Annotated in this window: 18 protein-coding genes; 6 read left to right on the plus strand and 12 right to left on the minus strand. The window is 55.1% G+C overall.

The window, feature by feature from the left end; all coding sequences use genetic code 11:
* Positions 1-37: 37 nt before the first annotated feature.
* The 7 genes from F3I20_RS13580 to rppH all read right to left on the minus strand — a co-directional run bounded on the left by F3I20_RS13580 (position 38) and on the right by rppH (position 6,219).
* A complete protein-coding gene (locus tag F3I20_RS13580) occupies positions 38-442 on the minus strand; it encodes a DUF2509 family protein (RefSeq protein WP_150037790.1) in 405 nt (134 codons plus the stop codon).
* Complete coding sequence (locus tag F3I20_RS13585) at positions 439-966, minus strand: prepilin peptidase-dependent protein (RefSeq protein ID WP_150037791.1); 528 nt, start codon at positions 964-966, stop codon at positions 439-441. Before F3I20_RS13585 ends, F3I20_RS13580 begins: the two co-directional genes overlap by 4 nt.
* Positions 963-1,433: a prepilin-type N-terminal cleavage/methylation domain-containing protein gene (locus tag F3I20_RS13590; RefSeq protein WP_150037792.1), complete on the minus strand. Its 471-nt coding sequence runs from the start codon at positions 1,431-1,433 to the stop codon at positions 963-965. The genes F3I20_RS13585 and F3I20_RS13590 overlap by 4 nt, the downstream gene beginning before the upstream one ends.
* Before the next feature lie 188 nt (positions 1,434-1,621).
* On the minus strand, positions 1,622-2,416 hold the full coding sequence (gene thyA / locus F3I20_RS13595; protein ID WP_150014105.1) for a thymidylate synthase: 795 nt from the start codon (positions 2,414-2,416) through the stop codon (positions 1,622-1,624).
* Complete coding sequence (lgt, locus tag F3I20_RS13600) at positions 2,413-3,294, minus strand: prolipoprotein diacylglyceryl transferase (RefSeq protein ID WP_150037812.1); 882 nt, start codon at positions 3,292-3,294, stop codon at positions 2,413-2,415. The genes thyA and lgt overlap by 4 nt, the downstream gene beginning before the upstream one ends.
* Before the next feature lie 138 nt (positions 3,295-3,432).
* Positions 3,433-5,679: a phosphoenolpyruvate--protein phosphotransferase gene (gene ptsP, locus F3I20_RS13605; protein ID WP_150037793.1), complete on the minus strand. Its 2,247-nt coding sequence runs from the start codon at positions 5,677-5,679 to the stop codon at positions 3,433-3,435.
* 12 nt (positions 5,680-5,691) lie between these two features.
* Positions 5,692-6,219, minus strand: a complete 528-nt coding sequence (rppH, locus tag F3I20_RS13610) for an RNA pyrophosphohydrolase (RefSeq protein WP_009087042.1) — start codon at positions 6,217-6,219, stop codon at positions 5,692-5,694.
* Between the two features lie 684 nt (positions 6,220-6,903).
* Here rppH and mutH point away from each other — a divergent pair.
* The 4 genes from mutH to F3I20_RS13635 all read left to right on the plus strand — a co-directional run bounded on the left by mutH (position 6,904) and on the right by F3I20_RS13635 (position 9,909).
* Positions 6,904-7,581 carry a DNA mismatch repair endonuclease MutH gene (gene mutH / locus F3I20_RS13620; protein WP_150037794.1) on the plus strand — a complete coding sequence of 226 codons (678 nt, stop codon included), beginning with the start codon at positions 6,904-6,906 and terminating at the stop codon, positions 7,579-7,581.
* Positions 7,582-7,681: 100 nt separating this feature from the next.
* Positions 7,682-8,392 (plus strand): TerC family protein, encoded by a 711-nt coding sequence (locus tag F3I20_RS13625; protein WP_003853954.1) that lies wholly within the window; start codon positions 7,682-7,684, stop codon positions 8,390-8,392.
* Positions 8,393-8,510: 118 nt separating this feature from the next.
* A complete protein-coding gene (locus F3I20_RS13630; RefSeq protein ID WP_150014112.1) occupies positions 8,511-8,729 on the plus strand; it encodes a YgdI/YgdR family lipoprotein in 219 nt (72 codons plus the stop codon).
* A 139-nt stretch (positions 8,730-8,868) separates the two neighbouring features.
* Positions 8,869-9,909, plus strand: coding sequence for an NADP(H)-dependent aldo-keto reductase (locus F3I20_RS13635; RefSeq protein ID WP_061063274.1), 1,041 nt, complete (start codon positions 8,869-8,871; stop codon positions 9,907-9,909).
* Positions 9,910-9,949: 40 nt separating this feature from the next.
* On the opposite strand, the gene F3I20_RS13640 is transcribed toward F3I20_RS13635, so the two are convergent.
* The gene (locus F3I20_RS13640) at positions 9,950-10,399 is read right to left on the minus strand and encodes a GNAT family N-acetyltransferase (protein ID WP_150014114.1); all 450 of its coding nucleotides are present in this window, start codon (positions 10,397-10,399) and stop codon (positions 9,950-9,952) included.
* Between the two features lie 3 nt (positions 10,400-10,402).
* Positions 10,403-11,659, minus strand: a complete 1,257-nt coding sequence (lysA, locus tag F3I20_RS13645; RefSeq protein ID WP_150037795.1) for a diaminopimelate decarboxylase — start codon at positions 11,657-11,659, stop codon at positions 10,403-10,405.
* Positions 11,660-11,761: 102 nt separating this feature from the next.
* Here lysA and F3I20_RS13650 point away from each other — a divergent pair, with 102 nt between their 5' ends.
* Positions 11,762-12,682, plus strand: a complete 921-nt coding sequence (locus tag F3I20_RS13650) for a LysR family transcriptional regulator (protein ID WP_150014118.1) — start codon at positions 11,762-11,764, stop codon at positions 12,680-12,682.
* Here the strand turns inward: F3I20_RS13650 and F3I20_RS13655 are convergent.
* A complete protein-coding gene (locus tag F3I20_RS13655) occupies positions 12,679-13,842 on the minus strand; it encodes an MFS transporter (protein ID WP_150037796.1) in 1,164 nt (387 codons plus the stop codon). The two genes, F3I20_RS13650 and F3I20_RS13655, sit on opposite strands and share 4 nt — an antisense overlap.
* Before the next feature lie 360 nt (positions 13,843-14,202).
* On the opposite strand from F3I20_RS13655, the gene F3I20_RS13660 reads away from it, so the two are divergent.
* Positions 14,203-14,829, plus strand: coding sequence for a serine protease (locus tag F3I20_RS13660; RefSeq protein WP_150037797.1), 627 nt, complete (start codon positions 14,203-14,205; stop codon positions 14,827-14,829).
* Between the two features lie 81 nt (positions 14,830-14,910).
* Here the strand turns inward: F3I20_RS13660 and F3I20_RS13665 are convergent, their stop codons facing one another.
* Together F3I20_RS13665 and F3I20_RS13670 are read right to left on the minus strand one after the other, a co-directional pair.
* On the minus strand, positions 14,911-15,423 hold the full coding sequence (locus F3I20_RS13665; protein ID WP_150014124.1) for a fimbrial protein: 513 nt from the start codon (positions 15,421-15,423) through the stop codon (positions 14,911-14,913).
* A gap of 14 nt (positions 15,424-15,437) precedes the next feature.
* Entirely contained in the window at positions 15,438-16,397 is a 960-nt protein-coding gene (locus F3I20_RS13670; RefSeq protein ID WP_150014126.1) for a fimbrial protein, read from the minus strand.
* Positions 16,398-16,428 lie beyond the last annotated feature (31 nt).

Consider the following 16,428-nt stretch of genomic DNA (forward strand, 5'->3'; position numbering starts at 1 on the left):
AGCAAACAACACTTCCGGCAGACTGAATCCGGCACATTTACTGGCAGGTTGCCGGTGGCGTGAGCGGACAGTAATCAATCCAGCCGTGCGGCAGCGCACTAATCTGATTGCCCCGTAAACGCACCCAATGCCATACCGCCATGCCGCTGCCGCTGGCCTCACCTTTAAGCAGACCGTCATCCTTTTCACCTCGCTGTAAACAGCTGCGCCAGCCCTGGCGATCATCCCGCTGACACAGGGCTGCCTCCGTCGCTGGCCAGCTCAGGGAAAGACCCCATTGCAGCGCCGACTGCGCCCGCCAGAAATCCTGAATAAACTGCTGCTCATCCGCCAGCAGTCGCATTCCCTGTTCAGACATCTTTCGGCTGGCATGCAGCGTAAAACTGCCGATCACCATAATCATCAACACCATGCCCAGCGCACTGCTGCCTCGCTGCTTCACAGGTTTGCGCCCTCCACCCAGCTCTCCACGGTTTCAAGCCAGCGCCCGGCCCGCCCCTGCAGCACTATCCTGATCTGACCGCCCTGCTGGCTGATGCCGAACTGCTCCACTGTCATGAATGCGGGATCGGAGAGCCGTTCCCAGCCCGCTGACTGACACTGGTCAACACCGCGTTGCATCTCAAGCTGCTGCTGGCGCAGGCGAAAGCCGTAGTAGTCACTCTCTGCATGACCAACCGGTTCCCATTTACCATTGCTGTTCTCATCCCAGCGCAGCAGCAGGCAGTTCTCGCTGATTTTCAGTGCACCACTGCCACACTCACCGTGACAATAACCGGCACGTCGCACCACCTTTTCCAGCGTGGCCATCATCTGCTGCAACTCCTGACGCAGCTGCGCCTGTTGCAGTACGCCCGCATTCTCCGCCAGCAGCAGCGGCAGAAAACGTCCGGTACTTAGCATCACGACTGCGCTGATTGCCATGGCGATTAGCATCTCCAGCAGGCTGAATCCGTCGATTTTCAACGGCACGTCTCCTCATCCGTTATGCAGAGGCGAATTCGTGCTCTGGCTGAGATAATCAGCCGCATGCGTCCGGCGCTGTTCCCCAGCTCAATACTGCCCGCTTTGGCAACATTGCGGCGGCCATAGAAACCCGGCTCGCCCCGAATGTCATAGAGTGCAACGCCCGCGTGCGGCACGATGAAATGCAGCCGTTTCCCGTGAACACACCCCGCTACGGGGCGGCTGCCGGCACCGATGCACCAGGGATTGCCAGGCTGTGACCATAACACCAGGTCGCTATTTTGCCGGTTAGCCTGGGCACGCAGTCGTAGCAGGAATCCCTGCAATTGCTGAGCGCTGTCGCGTAGTTGCTGCCGCTGTTGCCAGCGCTGCCAGCCGTGCAACGCGGTAAGACTGAGCAGGCCGGTAATCACCATCACCAGCAGCAGCTCCGGCAGAGTAAAACCGCGTAAGTTTGCTGTTTTCATGGCGTCAGAGTGCGGGTGATGAACAGCCGAAACAACAGGCTATGTGACAGGCTGGAAAGCGTGCCGCAGAGAATCTCCCCCCACACTCAGGCAGTGGCAGAAGCGTGCGAGCGATGTCGCAAATTTACCGGTATGCAGGCAAAAAAAAGCCCCGGCGACGTTGCCAGGGCGTTATCTTTTATCGCGAATCAGATAGCGACAGGCGCTTTGATCGCGGGATGCGGATCGTAGCCTTCAATCTCGAAATCGTCGAACTGATAGTCAAACAGTGACGCCGGTTTGCGTTTGATCTTAAGCTTTGGCAACGGACGCGGCTCGCGAGTCAGCTGCAGGCGTGCCTGCTCCAGATGGTTGCTGTAGAGGTGTGTATCACCGCCAGTCCAGACGAAGTCACCTACCTGCAGATCGCACTGCTGCGCCACCATATGCACCAACAGCGCATAGCTGGCGATGTTAAACGGCAGACCCAGGAAGATGTCGCACGAGCGCTGATAAAGCTGGCAGGAGAGCTTGCCATCCGCCACATAGAACTGGAAGAAGGCATGGCAGGGAGCCAGCGCCATCTCGCTGAGTTCGCCGACGTTCCAGGCAGAAACGATAATCCGACGTGAGTCAGGATCGCGCTTCAGCTGCTCGATCACCTGGCTTAACTGGTCAATTTCCTGACCGCTGGCCGTTCCCCAGCTGCGCCACTGTTTGCCATACACCGGGCCAAGATCGCCATTCTCATCGGCCCACTCGTCCCAGATGGAGACGTTGTTTTCCTTGAGATAACCGATGTTAGTGTCACCTTTCAGGAACCACAGCAGCTCATGAATAATGGAGCGGATATGGCATTTCTTGGTGGTGACCAGCGGAAAACCATCCTGCAGATTGAAACGCATCTGGTGACCAAAAATTGAAAGCGTACCGGTGCCGGTACGGTCAGCTTTTGGTGTGCCTTCGTGCAGCACATGTTGCATTAAATCCAGATACTGTTTCATTTTTCCTCACGAAATTGTGGCTGCGGGCGACGACGATACGCCCAGATCATCATAATAATACCGGCAACAATCATCGGCACAGAGAGGATCTGTCCCATACTGATTCCGCCTTCAAACAGGCCAAGCTGGGCATCCGGCTGGCGGAAGAACTCAACGATGATACGGAAGGCACCGTAGCCAATCAGGAACAGGCCAGAGACGCTGCCCATCGGGCGCGGCTTGCGAATAAACAGGTTCAGAATGATAAACAGCACCACACCTTCCAGCGCCAGTTCATAGAGCTGCGAAGCATGGCGAGGTAGTACGCCGTAGGTGTTAAGCAGTTCCTGATATTGCGGATTGGTGGCCGCCAGCGCGACATCTTCGCTGCGGGAGCCCGGGAACAGCATGGCGTAACGGAAGCCCGGATCGACACGTCCCCACAGCTCGCCGTTAATGAAGTTGCCGAGACGACCGGCACCCAGACCAAACGGGATCAGCGGCGCAATGAAATCCGAAACCTGGAAGAAGTTACGTTTAGTGCGGCGGGCAAAAATCAGCATCACCACAATCACCCCGATCAGGCCACCGTGGAACGACATTCCGCCATCCCAGACTTTGAACAGATAGAGAGGATTTTCCAGGAACAGCGGTAAGTTGTAGAACAGGACATAGCCGATACGGCCGCCCAGGAAGACGCCCAGAAAACCGGCGTACAGCAGGTTCTCAACTTCCTCTTTTTTCCAGCCGCTGCCAGGTTTGTTAGCACGGCGTACCGCCAGCCACATGGCGAAAACAAAGCCCACCAGATACATCAGACCGTACCAGTGCAGCGAAATCGGTCCGATCGAGAAGATCACCGGATCGAACTGCGGAAATGCAATATAGCCGTTATTCATCATTCACCGTCTATTTTTCAACCCTGAAAAGGGGCGTTGTCAGGCACATAAATTAAGGCTGCGCATCATAGCACAGCCGGTTTTGTGAATTGTCTTGCAAATGTAAACGCGGATAACGCGTAAAGCCTGCTTCAGCGTTTAGCGACCGCCGCGAATCAAACCACCTAATCCGCGCCGCTCCATAAAGGCCGAGACCAGATGGCGAACTTCGGTGGCAGTGTCGGCATTCATTCCCTGCTCGCTGAGCTTCTGTACCTCTTCATGATCCAGATGACGCAACAGGTACTTCACGCGCGGTACGTTTTTACCGTTCATGCTGAGATGGTGATACCCCAGGCCTATCAGCAGCGCGACGCACATCGGATCGCCCGCCATTTCACCACACAGGCACAATTCCAGATTGGCCTGGCGGGCTTCCTGCGCAATCGCATTCAGTGCGCGCAGCATCGCCGGATGCAGCGAGTCGTACAGATTCGCGACGCGGGTGTTGTTGCGATCCACCGCCAGCAGATACTGCGTCAGGTCGTTGGTGCCGACCGAGACAAAATCGACCCGTGACGCCAGATGCGGGATCATAAACAGCATCGACGGCACTTCGATCATGATGCCGATACGGGGCGTGGGGATCGCATAGCCCAGCATCTCTTCAACCTCGCGTCCGGCGCGCTCAATCAGCTGCTTTGCGTCGTCAATCTCGTCGATATGACTGATCATCGGCAGCAGGATACTGAGGTTACCGGAGGCAGCATTGGCGCGCAGCATCGCGCGCACCTGCACCAGAAAAATTTCCGGCTGGTCGAGCGTCAGGCGGATGCCACGCCAGCCCAGGCAGGGGTTCTCTTCACTGATTGGCATGTAGGGCAGCTGTTTGTCTGCCCCCACATCCAGCGTTCGCAGCGTTACCGGCTTGTTGTGGAATAGCTGCAACATGCCCTGATACTGCGCCACCTGCTCCTCTTCCGACGGGAAGCCGTTCTGCAGCATAAACGGGATTTCGGTGCGGTAGAGACCGATGCCATCGACCCAGCTGCCCAGCGCCTGTTCATGTTCCGGGCTTAATCCGGCATTCAGCATCACCTGAACGCGTTCGCCACTTTTCAGCTCACCCGGCTGATCGACCACGCCTTCCGCCATTTTGCTCAGCGCGTTCTCTTCGCTGATCAGACGCTGATACTCCTGCACCAGCACCGGCTCGGGATCGATCAGCAGCTCACCGCGATAGCCATCAACGATCAGCAGGCGTTTGTTGAGCTGATGAGGCTGGATGTCAGCGCCCATCACCGTTGGAATGCCCATGGCGCGGGTCAGAATCGCCGCGTGGGAGTTAGCCGCGCCGTCACGCACGACCACACCCGCCAGCCGCTCCTGCGGCAGCTCCGCTAAGGTGGTGGCGGTCAGCTCATCGGCGACCAGCACAAAGCGTTCCGGCCAGGCATTGGTGCCGACCAGGGTATCATCGAGGTGAAACAGCAGACGCTGACCCAGCACCCGCAGATCGCCTGCGCGTTCACGCAGATAGTTGTCAGTCAGGCTGGCGAACTGTTCAGCAAACTTCTCGATCACCTGTTTCACGGCCCACTCCGCGACCGATCCGCGCTCGATCTCGTCGAACAGACCTTTCTTCAGCCGGGCATCGGTTAACAGGTGAGAGTAGAGATCGAAAATGGCCGCGCTCTCTTTCTGGGCGCTGGCGCTGAAGCGTTTGCTGAATCGGCGGAATTCACTGGCCGCTTCGCTCATGGCAAGCGACAGACGCTCACGTTCACGCTGCACATCCAGCGTTGAGGCGGCCGAAACCTGATCGAGCAGAGGCTGCGTCTCATCGACCCAGCCGGGTGCCACTGCTACACCGGGCGCTGCCGCAATCGCGCGCACCCGCGTCTGCCGGAACTGACCAAATAGCTGGCCCATCTGAGACTGCGACAGCAGCGCCGCCATCTGAGTGGCGAGCGTAACCAGGAATGACTCTTCGCTTTCATCAAACTGACGATGTTCGCGCTGCTGCACCACCAGCACGCCAAGAAGCTGGCGGCGGCTGATAATGGGCACGCCGAGGAAGGAGCGATAACGCTCCTCTTTGACTGCGGGGATATATTTAAAGCTGGGGTGACTCTGGGCGTCAGCAAGGTTAATCGGTTCGGCCAGACGGCCCACTAAACCGACGATACCTTCGTCAAACGCCAGTGTCACGGTGCGGCCACGCGGTTTTTTGAGGCCGCGCGTCGCCATCAGGTAATAGCAGCGACGATCGTGATCGGCGAGGTAAACAGAACAGACTTCCGTATCCATCGCCAGACAGATCTCATTGACCAGGATGTCGAGTGCTTCATTGAGACGCGGTGCACTCGCCACTTTTTCTACAATTTCGCGCAACTGAGTGAGCATAAAGGGCGTGGCCTATCCTCTCTTACGTCGATGGGCAGGATTATTTCGCTGCCCCGCACTCTCCTGCATAGACATCACCACGCCAGCGAATTCCTTCATTACCCGACGATAGACATCGCGCTTAAAGGAGACAACCTGACGCACCGGATACCAGAAACTGACCCAGCGCCAGCCGTCAAATTCCGGCGTGCTGCTGTGCTGCACATTGATATCCGCGTCATTACACATTAACTGCAGAAGAAACCACTTTTGTTTCTGGCCGATACATACCGGCTTTGTGTCCCAACGCACCAAACGTTTTGGCAACTTGTAACGTAACCAGTTACGGGTAGAGGCAAGTATTCGAACATCTTTCCTGTGTAATCCAACCTCTTCGAACAGTTCGCGATACATCGCCTGTTCTGCGGTTTCACCGGGATTGATGCCTCCCTGAGGAAATTGCCAGGAATGCTGTCCAAAGCGCCTGGCCCATAACACTTGTCCCTGCCGGTTACAGATTACGATACCAACATTCGGGCGGTAGCCATCATCATCGATCACCGGACTACCTCAAAGCAAAATTTGAATGGCCTGATTGTTTCACACTCCTTACAGGCGGTAAACCACTGGATTCATGGGGGGTTGAGCCATTAATAGCGGGATAACTCACAGAAAAGGGCAAAGTTATAAACAAAAACCGCAAAAAATATCGATCTTATTCACCTTTTCTGTGGATAGCTTTGTGCAGAACGCGGGAGTTAACTGAATAACCCCGCCATCGCACCCGGGAGAGCCGAAAAGAGTTAATTTATTATTTGTTTGATTATAAAGGAAATTAATGAAAAGTCCTGCTTCAGAAGCTTTCTATAAACAGCGAATATTTTTACGCCCACATACAATTGATTAAATTATAATCACATCGCTTTTTATCCACAGATAATCGCTCATCGTTAGGTCAGAGCGGTGAAATTATGCTCAGATAACGAAAAGTCAAGGCTGTAAATGGAACCAGTACTGCAAAGATAAGGGGGTTATCCCACTTTTCTGTGGATAACCGGGCTGGAGATCCTGTTCATTGTTGCGGGTAAGCTGGGATAACCCTGGCTCATCGCCGATAGCGCAAGGCCAATCCACTCAAAAAAGCATGATCTATCATGTTATTATCGAGCCCGGACACGATTCATTTTAGCGGGACAACTTACTTATCCGCACCTGTACAAATTTTAATCATTGTGAGTTATCAACATGCGTTATCCACCAGGACCACCCGAAGATGAAGCCAGCCTGCTGGCACGCGCGCAGGATTTAGCCGGATTACCTATGGAAACCCTGGCTGCACGTGCCGGTCTGCCCATGCCTGTGGATCTTAAACGCGATAAAGGCTGGGTCGGCATGCTGCTGGAGTGGTACCTTGGGGCGAGCGCGGGCAGCAAAGCGGAACAGGACTTTGCCCATCTGGGTATCGAACTGAAAACCATCCCGATTGATGCACAGGGTAAACCGCTGGAAACGACCTTTGTCTGTGTCGCACCGCTGACCGGTAACAGCGGCGTGACCTGGCTCACCAGCCATGTGCGTCACAAGCTGGCGCGGGTGTTGTGGATCCCGGTTGAAGGTGGGCGTGAAATTCCGCTGCGGGAACGTCGTGTCGGTGCGCCGCTGTTATGGAGCCCGAATGCGGAAGAAGATGAGATGTTGCGTCAGGACTGGGAAGAACTGATGGATATGATCGTGCTGGGGCGCGTTGAGCAGATTACCGCGCGGCATGGTGCCTGGCTGCAAATCCGGCCCAAAGCCGCCAACAGTAAGGCACTGACCGAGGGAATTGGCGATCAGGGCCAGCCCATCATGACACTGCCGCGCGGCTTCTACCTGAAGAAGAGCTTCACCGGTCCCCTGCTGGCGCGCCATTTTCTCCTGTAAATCGCTTACCCTGCGCGACCAGCGTCGCAATTTTGTGGGAGATTGGCGAATTCAATGCGTATAATCGCCGTTTACTTTTCGTTTAGGATTGAATGCCGGTATGTTTGAGTGGATTTCCGATCCCAACGCCTGGCTGGCGCTGGGCACCCTGACCATCCTTGAGGTGGTGCTGGGTATTGATAACATTATTTTCCTGTCGCTGGTGGTCGCTAAACTACCAAAACACCAGCAAGCCAGTGCACGCCGCATTGGTCTGATGGGGGCGATGTTAATGCGTCTTGGCCTGCTGGCTTCCATCGCATGGGTCGCCCGTCTGACTAATCCGCTGTTTACGCTGATGGATCATGCGTTCTCGGCGCGTGATTTGATTCTGCTTTTTGGCGGTCTTTTCCTGCTGTGGAAATCGAGCATGGAGATCCATGAAACGATTGAAGGCAGCGAAGGCGAGCACAACACCCGCGTTCATTCGTTTCTTGGTGCGATAGTGCAGATCATGATGCTCGACATTATTTTCAGCCTCGACTCCGTGATTACCGCCATCGGTCTCTCCGATCATCTGTTTATTATGATGGCGGCAGTGGTCATTGCAGTACTGATGATGATGTTTGCGGCACGCGCTATTGGTGAGTTTGTAGAACGCCATCCGTCAGTGAAAATGCTGGCCCTCTCCTTCCTGATTCTGGTCGGTTTTACCCTGATTCTGGAGAGCTTCGCGGTTCACGTACCAAAAGGTTACATTTATTTTGCTATGTTCTTCTCCATGGCGGTTGAGTGCCTTAACCTGATGCGCAGCAAGAAAAAGCACGCCTGATAAAGTCAAGGGCGAGGAGGCTCGCCCGGTTATTTTCAGAATCCTACGATTAACCCTGCCGGCAAAACCATTTATTACTACACTTTTTGCACTTAACGATTTGTGAGGAAGAAGCGTGATGAAAGGGTGGGCAGGCGTAGCAATGGTGATGGTAACCGCAGCGTTCCTGAGTGGATGTAGTTCTGATTATGTCATGGCGACCAAAGATGGCCGGATGATCATGACTGAGGGAAAGCCGAGCATTGATAAAGAGACCGGCCTGGTGCAGTACACCGACCAGACGGGTCACGAGGTGCAGATTAACAGCGATGAGGTTTCAACGATCATTGAACGTTAAGTGCCCGATTTAATTACCTGCCACCGATTCCGCGCTGGCAGGTGATTTCCCCGACTTTTCCCCCTTCCTTCCTCGCCGTTGCTCGCGCTATAGTCCCTGAGGACACAACATTCCATTCCATAAAAAAAGGAAGCTGGCAATGCACTATCATCGTATTCCCCACAGCACGCTGGAAGTGAGTCAGCTGGGGTTGGGCACTATGACGTTTGGCGAACAGAACAGCGAAGCCGACGCCCATGCTCAGCTGGATTTGGCTATCCGTTCCGGCATCAACTTTATTGATACCGCCGAAATGTATCCGGTGCCACCGCGCCCGGAAACCCAGGGTCTGACCGAACAATATATTGGCAGCTGGCTTAAACAGCGCGGCAGCCGCGACAAAATCATTCTGGCCAGTAAAGTGGCGGGTCCGTCACGCGGTAATGATGCGTCGATTCGCCCGGATATGGCACTTGACCGTAAAAACATCCGTGCTGCACTCGATGCCAGCCTGAAACGCCTGAACACCGACTACCTTGATCTCTACCAGCTGCACTGGCCTCAGCGCCAGACTAACTATTTTGGCAAGCTGGGCTATCAGTACAGCGAGACCACAGCGCAGGTGACGCTGCTGGAGACGCTGGAAGCGCTGACTGAGCAGGTGCGCGCCGGTAAAATCCGTTATATCGGCGTGTCGAACGAAACCGCGTGGGGCGTGATGCGCTACCTGCAGCTGGCGGAGAAGCATGAACTGCCGCGCATTATCAGCATTCAGAATCCCTACAGCCTGCTGAACCGCAGCTTTGAAGTGGGTCTGGCCGAAATCAGCCAGCATGAAGGCGTAGAGCTGCTGGCGTATTCAAGCCTGGCGTTTGGTACGCTGAGCGGCAAATATCTGAACGGAGCGCAGCCTGCGGGCGCACGTAATACCCTGTTCAGCCGTTTTACCCGCTATAGCGGCGAGCAGTCACAGAAAGCGATTGCCGAATATGTGGCGTTAGCGCAACAGCATCAGATTGACCCGTCGCAGATGGCGCTCGCCTATGTGCGTCAGCAGCCGTTTGTGGCCAGCACGCTGCTGGGCGCCACGACGCTTGAGCAGTTGCAGATTAACATCGACAGCTTCAATCTGACCTTAAATGCAGAGATTCTGGAAGGTATTGAGGCGATCCACCGCCGTTACACCTATCCTGCGCCATAAGCACTCTGTTGCCAGCTGCCGCAGGGGCGGCTGGCCTCTCTCACAGGTCACGATAATAGAGCTTTACCGGCTTATCGGGGTACTCCAGCGCCTCTCCCTGCGGCAGCCAGCCAGACCGTTCATAATATCCCCCAAACGTTGACCACAACCACAGCCGTGGATAGCCGCGAGCCTGTGCATAAGCAATGACGTGCTGCTGCAGCGCCTCACTGACCCCTTTGCCGCGCGCCGACTCATCCACATAGAGCGCCGCCAGCCACGGATAGAGATCCTGACGGCTGATCAGATCGCAGCGCCAGAATCCCACCGTGCCGATTGCCCTGCCCGCCTCCACGGCGACAAACGTCACCGGAAAATCAGCGCCAGCCAGGCTGCTGTTCACTACGCTGGCGAAGAACGCCCGGCTACTGGCTTCACCAAAAGCGCGCCACTGCCAGTCGATGATCTGATCGGCAAACTGCGGCACATCGCTGAGCGGGACGATTTTCATGGGTTAATTGATTTCCAGCGCCAGCAACGACTCAATTGTCTGCGCGCGACGGATTTCGCGCGGCTGGCCCTGTTCAAACAGCACTTCCGGGATCAGTGGACGGCTGTTGTAATTAGAAGACATGGATGCGCCGTAAGCGCCAGTGTCGTGGAACACCAGATAATCGCCCACTTTTGCCGCCGGAATCGCGCGCGGTTCAACCATGCCGCCCTCTAGCTGGGTGAAGACATCGCCCGATTCGCATAGCGGCCCCGCAACCACCGTGTTGATGGTCTGCTGCTCATCAATCGCCCGTTCATCGCCTGCCATCAGCGAGATATGGTGATAGCTGCCATACATGGAGGGGCGCATCAGGTCACTGAAACCAGCATCGACCAGCACGAAGTGACGGCTGCCCATCGACTTCACTGCCCGCACCTGCGACACCAGCACGCCCGCTTCGGCCACCAGGAAACGGCCCGGTTCAATCTCCAGTTTAACCGCATGACCCAGATGCTGAGCGATACGCTGACGTGCCGCGTCCCACAGTCCAAAGTAGTGATCGGTATCGATCGCCTCTTCACCGTAGCGATAAGGGATAGAAAGACCGCCGCCTGCGGATATCGCAGTCAGATCCTGACCCGATGCCATCACCAGCCCCACCATCGCATCACTGACCTGCTGCAGATGCGCATAATCGACGCCTGAGCCGATATGCATGTGAATGCCCACCAGCTTCAGGCCGTGCTGCTGAATCGCTGCCAGCGCCTCGGCTAAATCGCCGTGCCAGATACCGTGCTTGCTGTTTTCACCGCCGGTGTTGGTTTTCTGGCTATGACCGTGACCGAAGCCTGGATTCACTCGCAGCCACACCGCATGTCCCGGTGACACCGCACCGAGCTGATGCAGCATATCAATCGAACCGGCATTGACCGGCACCTTCAACGCGGTAACCCGCGCCAGTGTCGGCTGATCAAACAGATCCGCGGTAAAGACGATCTCGTCACCGCCAGGCTGGTAGCCAGCAGCCAGCGCACGTTCTATCTCACCCAGCGATACCGAATCCACTTTTACACCCGCTGCGCGCATCAGGCGCAGGATATGAATATTTGAGCAGGCTTTCTGCGCAAAGCGCACCACATCAAACGCCTGCAACTGAGCAATACGCGCCTGAATAATCTGCGCATCATAAGCCCAGAATGGCCCGGCATAACGGCGTGCCAGCGGCAGCAGGTTAGCGGCGTTGAGGGCGGTGTCGGTACTCTGTAAGGAACGTGGCATAGCAATTCTCCTGTGGCAATAACTGCATTAAGCCAGAATCATGCCATAGCGAAAAATATCTGTTTTAATAGCATCTATTCAGAATGGATATAGGAAGGCAGCGTGGCGAACATTAACTGGCGACATATTGAGATCTTTCATGCGGTGATGACCAGCGGCAACCTGACCCAGGCTGCTACGCTGCTGCATACCTCACAGCCGACCGTAAGCCGTGAGTTGGCGCGACTGGAGCAGCAGCTGGGATTAGCGCTCTTCGGGCGGGTACGCGGTCGCCTGCAACCGACCGTGCAGGGGTTACGTTTGTTTGAAGAGGTGCAGCGCTCCTGGTATGGGCTGGATCGCATTATGGAAGCGGCAGAAGGGTTGCGTCAGTTTCGTCAGGGTGAGCTGTCGATCGCCTGCCTGCCGGTTTTTTCGCAGTCGCTGCTGCCTCCGCTGTGTCAGCCCTTTTTACAGCGCTACCCGGATGTAAGCCTGAATGTGATTCCGCAGGAGTCGCCGCTGCTGGAGGAGTGGCTGTCAGCCCAGCGCTACGATATCGGCTTAACCGAAACCCAGCATGCTCCGGCCGGGACTGACCGCCTCGCCCTGCTGACCTGTGATGAAGTGTGCGTATTGCCGCAGCATCATCCTCTGAGTCAGCGTGCAGAACTGACGCCGCACGATTTTGCGGGCGAAAAATATGTGAGTCTGTCGCGCAGCGACAGCTATCGTCAGTTGCTGGATGCGCTGTTTCAGGAACAGGGCGTCGAACGGCGGCTGGTGATGGAGACGCACAGCGCCGCGTCGGTGTGCGCGATGGTCAGAGCGGGCGTGGGGGTCTCGATTGTGAATCCGCTGACGGCGCTGGATTACGCCGACAGCGGTGTGGTGATGCGAAAATTCAGCGTGACGGTGCCGTTTACCGTCAGCCTGGTGAGGCCGCAGCACCGCCCCGCGTCGGCACTGGTCGATGCTTTTGTCAGCCATCTGCAACAGCAGGTGGCTGACTTTCCTGCACGTATTGCCGCCCGCCTGGCTTAAGCGCGAACGCTGGCGGCTGCGCTGCCCGATTTACGGAAGGTAATCAGGCAGATCAGCAGGCCAATAACGGCCAGCGCAGCCGCGGCAACCGGCACGGCCGTCAGGCCAAAACCACGACCAATGACCGCCCCGCCGACCCAGGCACCCAGCGCATTACCGACGTTAAACGCTGAAATGTTCAGGGTTGAGACCAGGTTCGGGGCCTCTTTACCGTGACGGACCACATTGATCTGCAGACCCGGTACTGTCGCGAAAGTCGCCATCGCCCACAGGAACAGAGTGAGCTCCGCCAGCCACAGCGCATGGCTGGTCCAGCTGAACAGCAGCGAGAAGATGGCGATCAGAGAGAAGCTGAGGATCAGACTGAAGGAGACTTTCCAGTCGGCCAGTTTGCCGCCAAGGATATTACCCACCGTCAGGCCCGCGCCAATCAGGAACAGCGTCCAGCTGACACCCCGATCGCTGATGCCCGTTACCTCTAACAGAAGCGGCGCAATGTAACTGAACAGTGCAAACATCGCCGCGGCAAAGAACACCGTCATCAGCAGCGAGAGCCAGAGCTTCCCGTTGGCCAGCGCACCGATTTCACTCGCCAGATGAACCGGCTTCTCCTCTCTATTGTTGGGCAGACTCACAATCAGGGCGATAAACGCCAGCACGCCGATCACCGCTACGCCCCAGAACGTGGCGCGCCAGCCAAACATCTGTCCGAAGCTGGTTCCCAGCGGAACGCCCAGCACGTTAGCCAGAGTCAGCCCGGTAAACATCAGCGCCACAGCGGAAGCCTGACGACCCGCCGGCACCAGGCTGGCGGCAACCACCGCGCCAATACCAAAGAAAGCACCATGACAAAGCGCGGTGACGATTCGCGCCAGCATCAGCAGGTTATAGTTGTAAGCCAGCGCACACAGCAGATTGCCGACAATAAAGATCACCATCAGCAGAATCAGCGTTTTTTTGCGCGGCAGTCTGGCGGTGAGCATCGCCATTATCGGCGCTCCTATCGCCACTCCCAGCGCATAGCCGCTGATCAGCCAGCCCGCCGACGGAATCGACACCTGAAGGTCACGCGCCACCTCCGGCAGCAACCCCATAATGACAAATTCGGTAGTTCCGATGGCGAACGCACTTAACGCCAGCGCCATTAATGCTACAGGCATAACACTCTCCAGGTTTTATTTGCAGGTGAACCGCACAGACGCACAGCCCCTCGACGCCTATTAGAATTTGATCTGCGTCACATTGAGTATTACAGCACAGCGCTGATTTGCGACATAGCCTGCATGCAGCAAAGGATTATTGCCGCCACCGCAATAATCCTGCCGCTCAGGGGAAAAATCTTTCGCCTCCGGCCTGAAGGCAAAGCCTGCACAGGCCCAATATCCCACGGTCAGGTTGTCATTTTTCGTTAACCGGTTACGCTTTTTAATGCGGAATTAGTTAATAAATCTTTAACGTTGCCGATATATCCCTAATCAATTGCCAGGTGATGTAATCAACTTCTGACGCAGGGAGAGAGAATGCAACGACTCATAGCCTTAATGGTGTTTGGCTTAACCGGTTGCTCGGTGGGTCATTATGAGTACAGTAAAGAGGCTGAAAAACGGGTTGATATGACCGTGACCGGCATTCCCACCGTGCTGGGCTTTGGTACGCTTGGAACTACTATCCCGCTGACGCCGGAGTACAGCCTGACCGCCGCGCACGTGGCGAAGTTTTCACTTTACCGCGTCAAAGCCTGGCATCCGCAATGCGATCTGGCGGTGGTCTACCACAAAAACAGCGAAATAAACCTGCCACCCAGCTTCCGCAACAGTCATATCGGCGACCAGGTAAATCTCTACGGTTACAGTTTCATTTCGGCCATGCCGGTCAGCTCGAGCGGGCAGAATCTGATTAATACCACGCTGGCAAACCGCTGGAATAAGCCGGACTGCGTCGTCGTGGCGGCGAATGCAGGTGTGGTGAAAGGCATGTCAGGCGGTGCGGTTTATAACGCCTCTGACGATACGCTGGCGGGGGTAATTGTGGGCTACAGCAATAACATCGATGACAATGTCACCGGTAAGACGCTCTACAAGAACGTTGCGCTCTATGTGCCCTATTCGCGATTCCAGACCTGGCTGGATCAGGCGATTAAGTCCTGAGATACGAGTGACGACATTATTTGAAAAAACAGGACGTACTACGCCCTGCTTTAAGCACTAAAACCTTCTGTCCGCACAATGCTATTCATAAGTTAACGAAAAAGTCACGCTGCCATCCGCGGATCCGGCCGTCACGTTTGATGCAGTCGAGACATAGGCAGCGCTAAAATTTAGCGTGTTGTCCGCGTTAGCAGTCAGCGTGACAGCGTTACTTACCTTATTTACTGCAATTTGTTTGCCCTGATAATCATAAAGTGCAATCCCCAGGCCAGTTGCACCACCGCTTGCAACAGCCACCAGATCGCTGTTTGTCGAGTCGCCCGTTCCGGTAAATGTTACCGACACGCTGGAAGCGTCCGCACCACAATCGACCAGTTTAATATCGAAAGGTACAGATGGACTTGCTGCACCTGTCTGCGAAAAGGTACTGGTGGCGATCATTCCCATCGGAACAGTCAGTTTCGATGAAGCTGTGTCGACTTCGCAGGTATTTGAGGAAATATTGCCATTAATGTTGACCGTTACTTCACTGGCACTCAGGGCACTTCCGGAAACGAGGATAGCTATTAATGCAAATATTCTGTTAAGTATCATTAACCGGCTCCTGACTACTCGTAACTAATATTGAGCGTGGCAATCGTATTTGCGGTTCCCGCCGTAATTTTCGAGAGCGTTTGAATATAACGAGCAGAAAAAGTATACGTGGTCGCCCCACCTGCAACAGACGTTCCCAATACCACATCGCTGTTGAGTGCCAGCGGAGTTCCGTTGTAGAGAACCTGCACGCCTATACCACTCGAAACGCCTGTGCTGCCCGCGCTGGTTAGCGCCAGCACGCTGCTATCAGTCGAGTCGGCACTTTGTGTACCGCTCATGTTGACATTAACGTTGGTACCAGCATCACATTCGAGATTGACATTAAAATCTTTGGCTCCGGATGTAGAACCAATACCGCTGAAATTACGTGACGGCACATTACCCAGATCTACGTTCAGATTATCGGATGAAGACAGGCTACATCCAAGTGCTGTAACCTGAACGGCTCCAGACAAGACGATTTCGGCAAGTGTTTGTGGTGTAGCATCCTCTTCCATCTGCACATTGTATTTACCAATAGATTGCGGCTGAATGGTACCAGAGACTGTTTTCTCACCAGACTTATAAAGCTCAACAACAACGCTCATTCCCGCGGTACCCCACATCCAGCCAATTCCTCCCGGCACATTAGTAAAAGTATGAGGCCAAAGAAAAGTGTCACTACTGGCGCTCAGCTTATAGCTGATGCCCTCAACACCGGTTGGGCAGGTGTCAGTCTCGCATGAGAAAAGGAAACCTAACGTGCCGGATGATGTGGTTAAAAATGATTTTAATCCGGTATAGACCGTCTGCGTCGATAGCACAGTTCCTACTGGTGCATCTTTCATTACAGTTACAGCCGGAAAAGTTATTGTAACAGTGCCTACCCCTCCCGCAGGGACTACATTTGTTAATGCTGCCTGAGAGACGTGAGGAAATAAAAGCATCTGGAAATACAATAATGAAGTAAAATAATTAATTAATTTTTTCATTTAATATCCTTGTCAGCGCCCGTCTATTATT

The sequence above is a fragment of the Candidatus Pantoea gossypiicola genome, assembly GCF_008632075.1.
GTDB classification, from domain to species: Bacteria; Pseudomonadota; Gammaproteobacteria; order Enterobacterales; family Enterobacteriaceae; genus Pantoea; species Pantoea gossypiicola.

Coding starts and splice junctions, on each gene's coding strand:
- F3I20_RS13590 (WP_150037792.1), bottom strand. CDS start 1,433: ATGAAAACAGCAAACTTACGCGGTTTTACTCTGCCGGAGCTGCTGCTG.
- thyA (WP_150014105.1), bottom strand. CDS start 2,416: ATGAAACAGTATCTGGATTTAATGCAACATGTGCTGCACGAAGGCACA.
- lgt (WP_150037812.1), bottom strand. CDS start 3,294: ATGAATAACGGCTATATTGCATTTCCGCAGTTCGATCCGGTGATCTTC.
- ptsP (WP_150037793.1), bottom strand. CDS start 5,679: ATGCTCACTCAGTTGCGCGAAATTGTAGAAAAAGTGGCGAGTGCACCG.
- mutH (WP_150037794.1), top strand. CDS start 6,904: ATGCGTTATCCACCAGGACCACCCGAAGATGAAGCCAGCCTGCTGGCA.
- F3I20_RS13625 (WP_003853954.1), top strand. CDS start 7,682: ATGTTTGAGTGGATTTCCGATCCCAACGCCTGGCTGGCGCTGGGCACC.
- F3I20_RS13630 (WP_150014112.1), top strand. CDS start 8,511: ATGAAAGGGTGGGCAGGCGTAGCAATGGTGATGGTAACCGCAGCGTTC.
- F3I20_RS13635 (WP_061063274.1), top strand. CDS start 8,869: ATGCACTATCATCGTATTCCCCACAGCACGCTGGAAGTGAGTCAGCTG.
- F3I20_RS13640 (WP_150014114.1), bottom strand. CDS start 10,399: ATGAAAATCGTCCCGCTCAGCGATGTGCCGCAGTTTGCCGATCAGATC.
- lysA (WP_150037795.1), bottom strand. CDS start 11,659: ATGCCACGTTCCTTACAGAGTACCGACACCGCCCTCAACGCCGCTAAC.
- F3I20_RS13655 (WP_150037796.1), bottom strand. CDS start 13,842: ATGCCTGTAGCATTAATGGCGCTGGCGTTAAGTGCGTTCGCCATCGGA.
- F3I20_RS13660 (WP_150037797.1), top strand. CDS start 14,203: ATGCAACGACTCATAGCCTTAATGGTGTTTGGCTTAACCGGTTGCTCG.
- F3I20_RS13665 (WP_150014124.1), bottom strand. CDS start 15,423: ATGATACTTAACAGAATATTTGCATTAATAGCTATCCTCGTTTCCGGA.
- F3I20_RS13670 (WP_150014126.1), bottom strand. CDS start 16,397: ATGAAAAAATTAATTAATTATTTTACTTCATTATTGTATTTCCAGATG.